This window comes from Ponticoccus sp. (in: a-proteobacteria), from assembly GCF_048381735.1.
The window spans coordinates 1-14,323 of sequence record NZ_JBLXGL010000016.1 but is presented as its reverse complement, the minus strand read 5'-3'; the positions used below and the strand labels follow the sequence as shown (position 1 = coordinate 14,323).

16 protein-coding genes are annotated in these 14,323 nt (G+C 67.6%); 14 read left to right on the top strand and 2 right to left on the bottom strand.

Going from position 1 to position 14,323, the window contains the following annotated elements; genetic code table 11:
- Window positions 1–28 precede the first annotated feature (28 nt).
- The 14 genes from ACN5KJ_RS19770 to ACN5KJ_RS19705 all read left to right on the top strand — a co-directional run bounded on the left by ACN5KJ_RS19770 (window position 29) and on the right by ACN5KJ_RS19705 (window position 12,818).
- A complete protein-coding gene (locus ACN5KJ_RS19770) occupies window positions 29–964 on the top strand; it encodes a hypothetical protein (protein ID WP_418595845.1) in 936 nt (311 codons plus the stop codon).
- Between the two features lie 55 nt (window positions 965–1,019).
- A complete protein-coding gene (locus ACN5KJ_RS19765) occupies window positions 1,020–1,220 on the top strand; it encodes a hypothetical protein (protein ID WP_418595843.1) in 201 nt (66 codons plus the stop codon).
- A gap of 376 nt (window positions 1,221–1,596) precedes the next feature.
- Window positions 1,597–1,791, top strand: a complete 195-nt coding sequence (locus tag ACN5KJ_RS19760) for a Flp family type IVb pilin (protein ID WP_418595841.1) — start codon at window positions 1,597–1,599, stop codon at window positions 1,789–1,791.
- Between the two features lie 26 nt (window positions 1,792–1,817).
- Window positions 1,818–2,735 (top strand): Flp pilus assembly protein CpaB, encoded by a 918-nt coding sequence (gene cpaB, locus ACN5KJ_RS19755; RefSeq protein WP_418595839.1) that lies wholly within the window; start codon window positions 1,818–1,820, stop codon window positions 2,733–2,735.
- Between the two features lie 25 nt (window positions 2,736–2,760).
- Window positions 2,761–4,086 (top strand): type II and III secretion system protein family protein, encoded by a 1,326-nt coding sequence (locus ACN5KJ_RS19750; RefSeq protein WP_347168112.1) that lies wholly within the window; start codon window positions 2,761–2,763, stop codon window positions 4,084–4,086.
- On the top strand, window positions 4,083–4,625 hold the full coding sequence (locus tag ACN5KJ_RS19745; protein WP_418595837.1) for a hypothetical protein: 543 nt from the start codon (window positions 4,083–4,085) through the stop codon (window positions 4,623–4,625). Before ACN5KJ_RS19750 ends, ACN5KJ_RS19745 begins: the two co-directional genes overlap by 4 nt.
- 40 nt (window positions 4,626–4,665) lie before the next feature.
- Window positions 4,666–5,901, top strand: a complete 1,236-nt coding sequence (locus ACN5KJ_RS19740) for an AAA family ATPase (RefSeq protein WP_418595835.1) — start codon at window positions 4,666–4,668, stop codon at window positions 5,899–5,901.
- Complete coding sequence (locus ACN5KJ_RS19735) at window positions 5,898–7,442, top strand: CpaF family protein (protein ID WP_418595833.1); 1,545 nt, start codon at window positions 5,898–5,900, stop codon at window positions 7,440–7,442. Before ACN5KJ_RS19740 ends, ACN5KJ_RS19735 begins: the two co-directional genes overlap by 4 nt.
- A 1-nt stretch (window position 7,443) precedes the next feature.
- Window positions 7,444–8,406 (top strand): type II secretion system F family protein, encoded by a 963-nt coding sequence (locus ACN5KJ_RS19730; protein ID WP_418595831.1) that lies wholly within the window; start codon window positions 7,444–7,446, stop codon window positions 8,404–8,406.
- Window positions 8,399–9,358, top strand: coding sequence for a type II secretion system F family protein (locus ACN5KJ_RS19725; protein WP_418595829.1), 960 nt, complete (start codon window positions 8,399–8,401; stop codon window positions 9,356–9,358). Before ACN5KJ_RS19730 ends, ACN5KJ_RS19725 begins: the two co-directional genes overlap by 8 nt.
- Window positions 9,355–9,774: a TadE/TadG family type IV pilus assembly protein gene (locus ACN5KJ_RS19720; protein WP_347168118.1), complete on the top strand. Its 420-nt coding sequence runs from the start codon at window positions 9,355–9,357 to the stop codon at window positions 9,772–9,774. The genes ACN5KJ_RS19725 and ACN5KJ_RS19720 overlap by 4 nt, the downstream gene beginning before the upstream one ends.
- Complete coding sequence (locus ACN5KJ_RS19715) at window positions 9,764–11,545, top strand: pilus assembly protein TadG-related protein (RefSeq protein WP_418595827.1); 1,782 nt, start codon at window positions 9,764–9,766, stop codon at window positions 11,543–11,545. The genes ACN5KJ_RS19720 and ACN5KJ_RS19715 overlap by 11 nt, the downstream gene beginning before the upstream one ends.
- A gap of 47 nt (window positions 11,546–11,592) precedes the next feature.
- A complete protein-coding gene (locus ACN5KJ_RS19710) occupies window positions 11,593–12,390 on the top strand; it encodes a tetratricopeptide repeat protein (RefSeq protein WP_418595825.1) in 798 nt (265 codons plus the stop codon).
- Between the two features lie 242 nt (window positions 12,391–12,632).
- Window positions 12,633–12,818: a hypothetical protein gene (locus tag ACN5KJ_RS19705; protein ID WP_418595823.1), complete on the top strand. Its 186-nt coding sequence runs from the start codon at window positions 12,633–12,635 to the stop codon at window positions 12,816–12,818.
- Here ACN5KJ_RS19705 and ACN5KJ_RS19700 read toward each other — a convergent pair.
- Both ACN5KJ_RS19700 and ACN5KJ_RS19695 read right to left on the bottom strand, forming a co-directional pair.
- Complete coding sequence (locus ACN5KJ_RS19700; RefSeq protein WP_418595821.1) at window positions 12,793–13,743, bottom strand: hypothetical protein; 951 nt, start codon at window positions 13,741–13,743, stop codon at window positions 12,793–12,795. The genes ACN5KJ_RS19705 and ACN5KJ_RS19700 overlap by 26 nt on opposite strands.
- On the bottom strand, window positions 13,740–14,323 hold a 584-nt coding region (locus tag ACN5KJ_RS19695; RefSeq protein WP_418595819.1), incomplete at its 5' end, for a hypothetical protein. The genes ACN5KJ_RS19695 and ACN5KJ_RS19700, both read right to left, overlap by 4 nt.

Genomic DNA, 14,323 nt, shown 5'->3' with positions numbered 1-14,323 from the left:
GCCAAACCTCAAAGGGTCTTCTCTCCCCGTGTTCATTCTCCATGCCGGATTGCACAAGACCGGGACGACGGCGATCCAGAGCCACCTGTATCACCATGCCCCCGCCAATGTGCATTACCTCCCCTGGCGGGAGCCCAACCATTCCGACCTCGCCGTCCTGATGTTCCATGACCGGCCCGAGGAGTACTGGGTCTTCAGCCGCGAGGGCCGCTCGGCCCATGACATGCAGCGCTGGCGCGGCGAAACCATGGGGCGGCTGGAGGCGGCGCTGGCCGCGGCGGTCGGCAAGACGCAGGTGCTTTCGGCGGAATGGCTGGCGGTGGCACCGATCGAGGCGGTGCTGCGGCTGAAGGAATTCTTCGCGGCCCAGGCGCCCTTCCGGGTCGTCCTCTATCTCCGCCCGGCCGAGGCCTATATGGCCAGCATGGCGCAGCAGTATATCCGCACCGGGACCGGGGACATCCGGCTGGTTTGGCCCGCGTATCGCCAGGCCGTCGAGAAATTCGATATCGTCTTCGGGCGCGATGCGGTCGACCTGCGGATCTACCGGCCCGAGGGGGTGCCCGGTTGGGACGCGGTCACGGATTTCTGCCAGGCAACCGGGCTGCCCCGCCCGGCGGGCCGCCCGTCGCGCGAAAATGTCGGCATGGGCGCTCGGCACCTGGCGCTGCTGCTGGAGCGCCGGATCGCCATCGGCCATGCGCCCCGCACGCCCGAGGAAACCCGGGCCGACCATCGGTTCCTGACAGAGCTGCTGAAAACCCCGTCCCCGCCCTTTGCACTGCACCCCGATCTTGTCGGGGCCGAGGTGGCCCGCCATGGCGAGGACCTGCGCTGGATCGAGGACCGTTTGGGCGGCATTCCCATGTCCCGCCCGCAGCCGCCGGGCGCGGATCACGTGCTGTTTGCCAGCACCGAAGATGTGCTGGCCTATGCCCGGCGCTGTCGCAGCGAAACGGGGTAGGGGCGGGCCCGGCATTCGAAGGACGCGATCGGGCCCTGCTGTCCAGGCGGTGCGGATGTCGGCGCAGGGCGTGAGGCCGCCGGGCTTTCTGTCCGAGGTGCCCGCGCCGCAGCCCGGCCTGCCCTTTTCGGCCCGGACCGTGCTGCGCGTCTGCCTGGGCCTGCTGGGGGCGCAGCTGGGGCTGGTTCAGGTGCCGTCGCTGGGAAGGGCCTCTGCCGCCGGAGGTCGCGGCGGCGGGGCAAGATGTACCGCCTGACCGATCCTCGGCGCATACCTGTTTCTTCCGCGGGTCCGCAGCGGGCGAATCCTGCTCCGAAGACGGCGCCGAGGCCTGGCGGCTGATCGCGGACGGAGGGGCAATAAAGGATGTATCAAAAGGCTGTGTTATTCTAAAAGGTATGTATTTTTATTAACGAAAGTTTGTAAAAAACTGCAAAAGCGCGGCCTGTATGGTGAATCCTGCCAATATTGTAGATTTTCCGATTGCCCTCGAAATCAAGAGCGATAAGGAGCATCCAAAAGGCGATCACATAGGTTTGATTTCTCATTCTGGTTGTGTCGCGAAGAGGTGTTTTTCCACTGTCCCGCGTGCGTGGAAAGGCGCTCTGTCCTGTAACTGAAGAGGTTAGGAAATGCGTGTGAAATTCAATCCGAGAAGCTTTCTCCGTCGGTTCACAAGCGATGAAAGCGGTGCGACGGCGATCGAATACGGGCTGTTTGCGGCGCTGATCGCTGCGGTGATCGTCGGAACCGTCGCGACCCTGGGGACGAATGTGAAGACCGGTCTCGATACAGTGAAAGACGCGATTACGGTTCCTTCGCCCTGATCCAGGGATAGGGGGTGGATCTTGGTATGTCGTATAATATCAGCATCTTGCCACGGCGCGTGCTGCTGGTTCTTTCGACATCCGTGATCCTGGCGGTGGTGGTGACATGGGCCAGCCTTCGCGCCGAAGGCGGCCCGTCGACACCGGTCCCTGCCGCAGTCGCCGCAGAACCCGGCGCGGTTGGCGTTTCGGTGCTGATCGCTGCCGAGGCGCTTGCGGAGGGCGTGGAATTGGCGCCGGACAGGATAAAGGCGATCCTGCTGCCGGAGCATGTCGTCGGAGAGGATTTCCTGCGCGATACCGAAACGACGCGCCGGGCCCTGACGCAAATGCGCGCCACGCGAGCCATACCAAAGGATACGCCTTTCGTGCATTCGGACCTGCGACCCCTTTCGGTGAAGGCTTCCGATCCTACCGATATTGCCGCCCCGCCGCGCGCCGCCGACAGGCTTGCCTCGGGGATGCGGGCGATCTCTGTGCCGCTGACTCGCGAGACCTCGATTTCGGGTCTGATCGCGCCCGAGGATCGGGTCGATATCATGGTCTCCTACGGACTGGCGGATGGGGTCCGGGCGGTGCGGACGGTTCTGGCCCATGTCCGGGTGGTCGCAATCGACGGCGCCGGCGGCGGCAATGCCGGTGCAAGGATGATAACCCTTGAGCTGCATCCCGAGGGCGCCAAGGTGCTGGCGCTGGCGCAGGGCACGGGGAACCTCGTGTTCGTGCTGTCGCCGCCGGGCGGCGGCGGGCTGCCGAGAATCGCAAGCGACGTGCCGCTGCTTTCGACCCAGATTTCGGGTCAGCCCGAAGCGCCCGCCCGCCCCGTGACGGTTTTCCGTGGCCAGGCGGGCCTGCGCGGCGAGGGGGCCGAGCTCCGGGGAGCGGGGATCGTGGCGCGTCCGGTCGATCATTCCGGCGACGCGGTCGCCCCCGTCGCCCGCTGAACAGGACAGAAACAGGATGACAACGATGTTGCCGAGCATCTTCCAGGCCGCGGCCCTGCTTGCCGCAAGCGCCCTGGCGCTGGTTCCCGACCGGGGCCAGGCCCAGACCGTCATCGAGGCCACGGGACGGCCGGTCGATCTTTTCGCGGGCGAAGGCAAGCTGATCCGGCTGGAGCAGCCCTCCGGCACCGTGTTCCTGGCCAATCCCGAGATTGCCGATGTCGAGGTCAAATCCCCCCATCTGGTCTATGTCTACGGCAAGGCCATGGGCGAGACGACGCTTTTCGTGCTGGACGATTCCGAAGCCGTGACGCTGTCGAGCGCGATCAAGGTGACGCCGAATATCGCCGCGCTGAGCTCCGCGGCGCATTTCGCCGTGCCGCATGGGGATTACCGGGTTCGCGAAACGGACGGCGTGATCGTCCTGTCGGGCCGGGTGCCGACGCTGGGCGATGCCCAGCGGATCGAAACCGTGGTCCGTTCGCTTGCGGGGGAAGCCGTACCGCTGGTGAACAGCCTCGCGCTGGACACGCCGGCGCAGGTGAACCTGCAGGTCAAGATCGCAGAGGTCTCGCGTACCGTGACCGAGGATCTCGGCACCGGCTGGACCGCGCCCGGCGAGGGGCTGAACGGGGGGTCGTCGCTGTCCGGGGGCTTCGCGCTCAACACCAGCTTCCGGGTGGGGTCGCAGTTGCAGGGGGTCAGCCTCGAGGCGCTGAAGCAGGAGGGGCTGGTGACCATCCTGTCGGAACCGAACCTGACCGCGCGATCCGGCGACAAGGCCCGCTTCCTCGCCGGCGGACGCTTTCCCTACCAGACCTGGGTTTCCGAGACCGAGACCAAGGTGGTGTTCGAACCCTATGGGGTGGAGCTGGAGTTCCAGCCCGAGGTCATGCAGTCCAACAAGATCAAGCTGGAGGTCGACACCAAGGTCCGGGAGCTGGATTTCGCCAGCGGCAGCGAGACCGGGGTCCAGCAGCTTCCGCTGATCCTGGAGCGCAGTGCCGCCACCACCATCGAGGTCGGAAGCGGGCAGAGTTTTGCCATCGCCGGCCTGTTCAAGGCGACCTCGCAGCAGACCGTCGAGGATGTTCCGGGGCTGGGCGACATCCCCCTGCTTGGCGCGCTGTTCCGGTCGACCAGCTATCAGAGCGGCGAAAGCGAACTGGTGATCATTGTCACGCCCTATCTGGTGGAGCCCGGCAGTCCGAAGAACTTCCACACGCCGGTCGAGGGCTTCGCCTCGGCGGATACATTGCGCCGCCACCTGAACGGCCAGTTGTCGGTCGAGGATGAAGGGGCGGTTTCGGTCAGGAACATCCATGGCAAGGCGGGGCTTCTTCTGCAATGATCCATCTTCGTCCCTTTCGTGCGGTTGCCGTCGGCCTCGCCCTGGCGGTCGGCCTGGCGGCCTGTGCGCCATCGCGGCCCAGCGTTTCGGTGACCGACCGGCTCAGCGCGCCCTATGTCGAGGCACAGCATGAGTTCCATTTCAGCCGTGGCGCGGCCAGGCTGTCCGGGGCCGAACGACAGCGGCTCAACAGCTTCCTGCAGGCCATGGCGCTGCGCAGCGAGGACGTGGTGATCGTCACGATCCCCACCAGCGGGGCGCCGCGAACCGACACGGCCCGGGTGCAGGACGTCACCGCGGCGCTGGCCCTGGCGCCATCGCGTATCCGTCTGGCGATACAGGAAAACCTGGGCGGACACCCGCGCCAGCGCCATCAGGCGGGGCTGATCCGGGTCGCCCGCGCAGAGGGCATCAAGGTCGACTGCCGGCCCGGGGTGGGCGACCTGGGCTGTGCCAATGCCAGAAACCTCGCGGAAATGATCCACCGCCCGGCCGACGTTCTGTGGCCGGTGCCGACCGCGCGCGGCGCCGGGCGCTGAACCCGGCGGCCTGGACCTGCAGACCTGAGGAGGACACCCCGTGATCCGTGCCAAAGCAGCCGCCCCGTCGCAATCGGTGCGCATCCAGATCGAGGCCTTCGTGGACAGCGCCGAGGCCAGGCAGGCGGCGGAACGGCTGGTGGCGCAATCGGGGGAGGGCGTCGGCGTGACCTTCCATGCCGGCACCCTGAGCGCGGCGGCGCGGCTGACCGGCGCGGCGCCGCTGGGCGATCTGCTGATCGCCGAGGCGGGCGCCTCCTTCGAGGCGGATCTCGAACGGATCGCGGAACTGTCGGCGGCGGGGGCGCGGGTGATCGTCCTGGGGCATCGCGACGATGTGGCGACGTTCCGGGCCGTCATGGCGGCGGGCGCGTGTGATTACTTTGCCCTGCCGGTCACCGATGACGACGATCTCATGCTTGGCATGGTCGAGCCGCCCGCCGCGCCCGAGGCGGCACAGGCCATGCGCACGATCGCCATCTGCGGGGTTTCGGGCGGTGTCGGTGCCAGCGCGCTGGCGCAGAACCTGGCCCTGGCCTATGTCGATGCCGGTCGCAGCGCGCAGCTTGCCCGCGACCCGGAAGGGCGCGTGGCCCTTCTGGATGCGGATCTGGAATTCGGCTCGGCGGCGGTCGATCTGGACGTCGAGCAGACGCCGGGCCTGTTCGACGCGCTGCAGGTGCCCGAGCGGGTCGACAAGACCTTCCTGGTTTCCACGATGGGCGAGCCGATCGACGGGCTGTGGCTGTATTCGGCGGGGGTGAGCGATGCCGCCCAGATACCGCAGCTTCAGGACGGGGTCTCGCGGCTGCTGCGCAGGCTGTGCAAAGTCTTCCCGACCCTGGTGGTCGATCTGCCCCGCGCGCTTCTGGCCGCGCAGCCGGAGCTGGCGGAGGAGTTCGACGAGATCGTCTTCGTGCTGGGCCCGGGGTTTTCCTCGGTGCGCAACTGTAGCCGCCTGATCGAGCGCATCGGAACGCATTCCGACGGCCCGCGTGTGTCGCTGGTGCTGTCGCATACCCGCCGGGGCGCGGGGCTCCGGCGCGCCGAGATCACGCAGGCGCTTGGCATGTCCAGCCTCCACGAGCTGCCGGAAAGCGCTGCGGATCTCGCAAGGGCGGCGGTGAAGGGGCAGCCGCTTCAGAGGCTGGCCCGGAAAGGCGCCTATGGCCGGGCGGTCAGCCGCCTGCTGGCCCATATCGAAAGCCCGCGGGACGCGCAGCAGGGCAGGCCCCGTGGCAAGGGGCTCTTCGGGCGGATGGGCCTGCGGCCATGACGGAGGTGACGCCATTGCCCGCGCGTTCGACGGATGCGCTGCACAAGATGCTGCTGTGGAAAGTCGACGAGCTGATCGGGGCCGGGGCCGCGCCCGGTCCGCATGTGGTGGGCCGCGCCATCGACTGGTACGAGGGCCGGACCGGGGAAACCATCCCGATGGAGGAGCAGCGCAAGCTGGTGCGAGAGCTCGGGCAGCTGTCCGCCGCCGCCGCCGCTGCCGCCGCGCCCGCCAAGCCGGAGCCCGCGGCCCGCGCCGGCAGCCAGGGGCCCGCGTTTTCCCGCTGGCTCAACGCGCTGAGCCAGCGCATCCTGCCGGATGTCATGGCCCTGCTCGACCTCGCCGAGCTGGCGGACCTGGCCGAGGATGTGCAGCGTGAAACCATCGCCCAGGCGGTGCGCAGTGTCAGCCGGCTCCAGAAACTCGAACTCAACGGCGCCGAAAGCGCCGAACTGATCGACTACGTGCTGGACGACATGATGGGCTTCGGCCCGCTCGAACGGCTGCTGGCGGACGATACGGTGTCGGACATCATGGTCAACGGTCCGCAGCAGGTCTACGTCGAGCGCGCGGGCCGGATGGAACTGACCGACATGTCGTTCCGCGACGACGGGCATGTGCTCAATATCGCCACGCGGATCGTTTCGGCTGCGGGGCGCCGTGTCGACGAGACCACGCCGCTGGTCGATGCGCGCCTGCCCGATGGCAGCCGCATCAACGTGACAATCCCGCCGCTGGCGCTGGACGGCCCGACGCTGACGATCCGGAAATTTCCCAAGGACGAACTGCACCTGGCCGATCTGGTGGCGCGCTCCAGCATGTCGCCGGCCATGGCCGCCTTTCTGCGTCTCGCGGCGAAGATGCGGCTGAACCTGCTGATCTCGGGGGGCACCGGTTCGGGCAAGACGACGCTGCTCAATGCGATCTCGCGCGAGATCCCGGCGAACGAACGGATCGTAACCATAGAGGATGCCGCCGAACTGCGGCTGCAGCAGCCGCATGTGGTGCGTCTGGAAACCCGCCCGCCGACGATCGAGGGGCTGGGCGAGATCACCATGCGGCACCTGTTCCGCAACTCGCTGCGGATGCGCCCCGACCGGATCATCATCGGCGAGGTGCGCGGCGACGAGGCCTTCGACCTGCTGCAGGCGATGAATACCGGCCATGACGGTTCGATGAGCACGCTGCACGCAAATTCCCCGCGCGAGGCGCTGACCCGGCTGGAGAACATGATCGCCATGTCCGGGATCGCCCTGCCGGTCGCCTTCATCCGCCAGCAGATGAAGGACGCGATACATCTGGTGGTCCAGATCGCACGCATGCGGGACGGGGTGCGGCGGGTGTCCTCGATCTCGGAGATCGTCGGCATGGGGGGAGATACCGTCAGCATCCAGGAACTGTTCCGTTTCCAGGCCGAGCCCGGCCAGGGCGGCGATGCGGTCGTCGGGCGGTTCATGGCCACCGGGGCGGGGCCGCTCTTCATGCCGCGCGCCGCCGAGATGGGGCTGGAAGCGGCGTTGCGCCAGACGCTCGAGGGCTGACATGCTGCAGGTGATGGCTCTATTTCTGCTGGCCTTCTGCGTCTTCGCGGGGGTCGGTCTGGCCTTGGTCCTGACGCTTGACCGTTCGCGCCGGGCGCGGCAGAGGCGGCTTGTCAGATTCACCGTCAACCATCCGCAGCAGGCGGATGACAAGGTTGCCCGGCGGCTGGATGCGGGGGACGAGCGTAAATCCCCCGGGGCCCGAACCGGTGGCGTCGCGGCGCTGCTGCAGGCGCGGATACGCGAGGCCGGCCTCGACATGACGCCGGGCGCGGCGGTTGCGATCATGGCGGCTGTCGCGGGGGCGGTGTTTGTCGCGCTTCTGCTGGCGGGGCTGCTGTCGCCGCTGCTATCGGTGCCGGTTGCCGGCGGCGCGGGCTATCTGCTGTTCAATCTCTATCTCGGGTTCCTTCGGTCGCGCCGGGTGGCGGCGTTCACCGAGGCGCTGCCGGACAGCCTCGATATGCTGGCGCGCAGCCTGCGCTCGGGTCAGCCGGTTGCGGCGGCGCTGAAGGTCGTGGCCGAACACGCGACCGGCGTGACCGAGGAGGAATTCGCTTTCTGTTGCGAGGAGATGCGGCTGGGGGTCGGCCTTGTGGAGGCCTTCGGCGGTATCGCCGAGCGGGTGGGGTCCCCCGAGGCGCGCTTCATCGCCATCGCCACCGGCCTGCAGGTGGAAACCGGCGGCAACCTGATAGAGACGCTGGAAAACCTGGCGACCATGCTGCGCGAACGGCGCAAGCTGCGCCGGAAGGCGGCGGCGCTGTCGGCCGAGGTCCGGGTAAGCGCCGGCATTCTCTGCTCGCTGCCCTTTGTCGTCGGTGCCGCGCTCTGGGTGATGAACGGCGACTATCTGATGCCGCTGTTCAGCGACCCGCGGGGCCGGGTCATGGCACTGGCGGGCCTGGCCTGCCTGGGGCTGGGCATCTACAGCATGTACAGGTTGGCGCGTCTCGATGTTTGACAGGCTCTCCCTTGTCCCGGCCCTGATCCTCTGCGCGCCCCTGATCTACCTCGGCCAGATGGCGGTGCTGCAGGCCTTCGACCGCCGCACCAGGATGGCGCGCCTGGACCGGGCGCTTCGCGCGTCTCGTCCCGAGAGGATCAGGCCGCGCCGCCCGAAATCGCGCCGCCTGCTGGAGAGCGTGGCCCGGTTTGCCATCCATATCTCGGAACGGTTTTCGGTGATCAGGGGCGGCGAGGCCGAGGCCTCGGCCGAATTGCTGCGCGCGGCGGGGTTCCGGGGGCGGGACGCCCTGCTGATCTATGCCTTCCTGAAGCTGCTGCTGCCGTTCGGGGGTGCCGGGTTCGCCCTGCTCTGGTTCGCGCTGAACCGGCCGGACGGGCAGGGGCGGCTCATTGCCGTCATCGTGGTCCTGGGCAGCGCGCTGGCCCTGTCGAAGTTGCCCGATGCCCTCTTGAAGATGCGGCAGAGGAAGCGCTTTGCCGAAGCCCGCCGCGCCTTTCCCGACATGCTGGAACTGCTGGTGATCGCCAGCGAGGCGGGCCTCGGTTTCGGCCCGGCGCTTGGCCGCGTGGCCCGGGATATCCAGCCCGCCGCCCCGGTGCTGGCCTTCGAGATCCGTCAATTGTCGGTCGAACTCGGGGTGCTGCCGGATCGCGAGACGGCCTGGGCCAGGCTTTCCGAGCGCCTGCCGCTGTCCGAGGTGACCATCTTCGCCAATGCCATGATGCAGGCCGAACGCTATGGCACGCCGATCGCCCGTGCGCTGCGCGGCCTGATGCGCGACCAGCGCGCCATGTGGCTGCTGCGCATCGAGGAACAGGCCGGGCGCATTCCGGCCCTGATGACGGTGCCGCTGATCCTGTTCATCATGCCGGCGCTCTTCATCGTGCTGATCGGCCCGGCGGTCCTGAATATCCTCGACAATATCATGGATGGAGGGTTCGGATGAGGCGTCGTGCCATATCCTTTGCGCAGCGCGAAGACGGCGCGGTGGCGGTGGAATTCGCCCTTGTCCTGCCGCTGCTGCTGGCGATCCTGTTCGGGATCGTCTGTTTCGGCCAGTATTTCGCCATCGCCAACAGCCTGCAACAACTCGCGGCCGAGGCGGCGCGCCACTCTGTGCTGGAACTGGCGGCGGCGAAACGGGTCGAGAAAGCCAATGCGTTCATCGCCGACGCGCAAAGCCGTTTTCCCATTCTGCGCAGCGGCAAGGTCTCGCATCGGGTCGCGCTGCGCGACATATCCGGGCCCGGCATCGAGGTGACGCTGACCTATGACCTCTCGGGCTCCGCCGTCGACGTGGTGGACGGCTTCCTCGGGCTGGAGATACCCGAGGTATCGAGGAGCAGCTATCTTGCGTATTGAACGGTACCTGCGCGGTTTCCTCGGCGAGGAGCGGGGCGCCGTGATCCTGATCGTGGCGCTGGCGCTGACGGTCATGATGGGGTTCCTCGCTCTGGGCGTGGATCTCGGGGCGCTGTATCTGCGCCAGAAGACGCTGCAGACCCATGCCGACCTTGCGGCGATTAGCGCGGTGTCGAACCTGGGGGGCGGGCCGCGCGACCGTGCGCTGGATACCATCGGGGGCAATGGCCTGCCCCCCGAGGCGCTGCAGCAGATCGGCTATGGCCGCTATATACGCGACGCCACGCGTGCCCCGGACGACCGGCTGGAGGCGCGCGCGCTCTCCGATACCGATGTGAATGCCGCACGGGTGGAGCTTGCGGAAGATGCGCCGCTCTATTTCATGCGCAGCTTCGTCGACGGGGACAGCACGCGGCTTTCGGCGACGGCGACGGCGGCACGGTTCGACATGGCCTCGTTCAGCCTGGGGTCGCGGCTTGCCGCGCTGGAGGCCGGGCTGCTCAACGCGCTGCTGTCAGAGGCGCTTGGCACCTCGGTGGGGCTCGACCTTCTGGATTACGAGGCGCTGGCCGATGTCGATGTCGATCTGCTGACCTTTATCGAGGCCCTGGCCATCCGGCTGGATCTCACCGCCGTCGACTATCGCGACGTGCTGATGGCAGAGGCCGACCTTGCCGATATTGCGGGGGCGCTGCTGGACGCCAACGGCCTGGGCGGCCCGGTCGATGTCCTGACCGCGGTGCTGAACGGCACCGGATCGGCGGTTCTGGACATCTCCCGGCTGATCATGATCGAAGGCGAGGATGTCGCCGCGCAGATCGACGATATCCTGCCCGAGATCACGGTTTCGGCGCTCGATATTCTCATGGCCTCGGTGGGGATCGTCAGCGCGGACAGATACGTACAGACCGACCTGGCGCTGACCGTGCCGGGGGTGACGGCGATCGATCTGGCGCTGGTCATCGGCGAACGCCCGGCGGATTCGGGCTGGATCACCGTGGGCGAGCGCGGCGCGACGCTGCATACCGCGCAGACCCGCCTGAAACTGGAACTGCTCCTCGATCCATCGCTTCTGTCCGGGCTTGGGCTCGACATCGCCTCGGTGCATCTGCCGGTCTATATCGAGATCGCCAGCGCGACCGCCACGCTGTCGGCGCTCAACTGCTCGGCGTCCAGGCCGACGGATGTGGTGGCCAGTTTCGACACCGGGACCGATCCGCTGACCGGTGTGACCGGCACCCATGTTGCCGAGGTGTTCCTGGGCGAGTTCGACGCCCCGGATTTCGAGGATACCACGACGCCGCTGTCCCAGGCGGCGCTGTCCCCGGCGAAGCTTCTGGGGGTGCGGATCCGGCCGCTCGGCATTGGCATACTGGACGCCAACGTGATGATCAGGGCGCATGCCCCGGTCGGAATTTCAGAGCAGGCGCAGCTTGACTTCACATTGGGCGAACTGCCCGCAGCCGGGGGTGCCGCGACCAAGACCTTCGGGTCGGGCAGGGTGCTCGAGGCGCTGATCTCGGCCCTGGCGGCGGATGCCGAACTGGATATCGAACTTGCCCTGCTGGGCATCGAACTGGGCCTGGTCAATTCCCTGCTGAACCTGGTTCTGGGGATCGTGCAGACCCAGCTCGCCCCCATCCTGACCGCCTTGATGATCCCGCTGGATAGCGTCATCGACGGGTTGCTGGACACTCTGGGCATCGGTATCGGCGAGGCCGATCTGGTGCTGCACGGGGTGGCCTGCGACCGGATCCTGCTGGTCCGCTGACCCTCACCCCCTTTCGAACATCCCTGCCGCTGGAGACGAATTTGCACATGCCCAAGACCCTGCTTCACGCCCTCGGGGCGCTTGCGACCGCCCTCTTCCTGTCCGCCTGCGCAACCCCCCAGGACCGGGGGGCCGGCCCGGAGGCGGCGGACGCGGGTTCGGCCAGCCTGCGGCTGGCGCAGGCGACGGCAAAATCCGGCGATCCCGAAACCGCGGCGCAGCTTTTCGAGAAGGTGGTAAAGGCCGAGCCGGACTCGGTGCCCGCCCTGCTGGGGCTGGGCGACAGCTATTCCCGGCTTGGCCAGCACAGCCGCGCCGATGCGGTGCTGACCCGCGCGCATGAACTGGACAGGCGCAATGTCGAGGTCCTGGCGGTCCTCGCCCGGGTGAAGCTGTCGCAGCAGCAGGCCGAAACCGCGATCGGCTATTACGACAAGGCGCTGAAGATCGACCCCGCGAACCTGTCCGCGCTCACCGGCAAGGGCGTCGCCCTGGACACGCTGTCGCGCCACGCTCAGGCGCAGGCGGTCTATCAGGAGGGGCTGGCGCGCTATCCGGCGAATTTCGTGCTGCGCAACAATTACGCGCTGTCTCTGGCGCTCGGCGGGCAGCAGGCCAGGAGCCTCTCGATCCTGCAGGAGCTGGTGCGCGATCCGACCGCGGCGCCGCATGTGCGGGACAACCTGGCGTTGGTCTACGGGCTATACGGGCGCGAAAGCGATGCCCGTGCGACCCTGGCGCTGGATATGAAGACGCAGGAAATAGAAGAGAATATCGCGATCTACCGTGCCCTGCGGCGCCTGCTTGGCGAAGGCAAGCCGATCGGCGCGCTTGTTTTCGCATGACAGGCCCCGATCGGGCCCGGATCAGGCCGGACGGCCATGTGACCGGCCTGATCGACAAGGCGGCATCCTCCGGCCCGCCGGCGACGCAACGGGAGAAGGGGTCGTTGACGGCATACAGGGACAGCCGTCCGTCATGCGTTCCCGGGCCGGCGATGCCCGCCCCGGGGCAGGGTGCTTGTTCATCTGCCCTCGGCGCCTATGCTGGCAGGAGAATGGGGTGTCAGTGAGGGCAGAGGATGGGTTTGCTCGATAAAAAGACGGTCGAAGCGGGAGAGGGGGATATCGCCGCGGCCCCGGGGGAAGACCTGGCCGCACAGGTCGCCCTGCTCAGGGATCAGCTGATGGTGGCGCAGACGATGCTGGAAGAGGAGGCCAGGGCACGGATCGCCCTGGAGGCGCGGCTTATGCAGGCGGGGCCAGCGCGGTAGAATAGCCCAGACGCTCGGCCAGGACCGCGTGGTTGGGGCTGTCGCGGATGTCCCGGGCCTGATCCTCGGGGATCTCGTAGCGCGGGCGGAGCGCCAGCCTGTTCCCCTTGCGCCCGCTGTCGCCGGACAGCGAAACGGCCGGCATCAGGTGGGGAAAGTCGGGATTGAACGGCAGCGCCAGCGCCCGACACAGGGCGCTTCCGCCTTTCTGCGGGTCGGTGATGAAATCCTCGTAGCGGATGAGCGGCACGCCGGCGTGGTCGTCCAGGAACACCAGCATGCGCCGGCAATATTCGTCGAAGGTGGCGGGCTGACAATGGACCCAGCCGTTTCTCCGAAGCGAGAGATAGCTGTCGATGGGATCGCGCACCGTGACGGCGGATCTGAGATCGTAGGCATCGCTCAGGAAATCACGCAGGCCGGGGTAGCTGCCGATGTCCTCGCCATAGGTGTATTTGCCGTGGCTGTGGTCGCGCAGCACAAGGTAGCTGCCCCTGTCCGCGTTTTCCTGCACCAGCACGTCCAGGCTGGCCTTGAACAGCCTGGCCTGTGTATCGCTGCTGACCGCGCGCGAGCCGATCTTGGCCAGCCCGATCATATCCGTCGGGCGAAAGGGATGGGCGTGGCCCAGGGGGCTGAAGGGGTCCACCTCGCTGAGCAGGGCCACATTCGGCTGGGTCGCGACGGCTTTGGAAATGACCGTGCCGCCGGTGCAGGCCAGGTGGTGCAGGGTGCGCAGGACCGGCTTGGCGGGCCTGTCCGCCAGCAGCCGCGCCGCAGCCTTGAGCGACTCCTGCAGGGCCTTGCGGGCCTCTGCCCGATCTCCGTGCGGGGCCAGGCCGGACATGTCCCTGACCCGCGCGGGGGCGGCCTGTTCCAGCGCCTGCAGCGCCGCGTGCAGAAGCTTGTCGGGGGCCGCTGTCATGTGCGTTTCGCGGTCTTCTTGCCGCCCTGTTTCTTGCCCTGCAGGAAGGTCAGGCTGTGCAGCGTGGTCCTGAGCAGGTCAGCCAGCTGATCGTTCTCCGCCTTCAGGGCCCGATACCTGTCCTTCAGCTCGTCCAGATCCGTCTCTCTGAGGCCCTGCAGGCGCAGCGCAAGGGTCAGATCCTCTTCGGCCTTGGTCCTGGCGCGCTGGGTGGAAGACGCGGTTTCGGCGGCTTTTGCGAGGGCGGCCCCGTGCTGGACCTTGGAGGTTTCGATCCAGTCTTCCAGTTCGCGGCATTTGGCCCAGGCCTGGTCCAGCTCCTGGCGCAGGCCCTCTGCCTCGGCGCGGGCTGCGGCGAGGGCGCCTTCCAGATCGCCGAGTCTGTGCTGGGCGGTATCCTTTTCGGCGGTGATCTCTGCGAGGTCCGCCCGTTCCGCCTCTGCATCGGCCTGTGACTCGGCCCGTGCCGCCGTGAGCGCCGCGTTCTTCTGCCGGAGGTCTTGCGCCGCGGCCTGTGCCTGGTCCAGCTCCTGGCGCAGGCCCTCCGCCTCGGCGCGGGCTGCGGCGAGGGCGCCTTCCA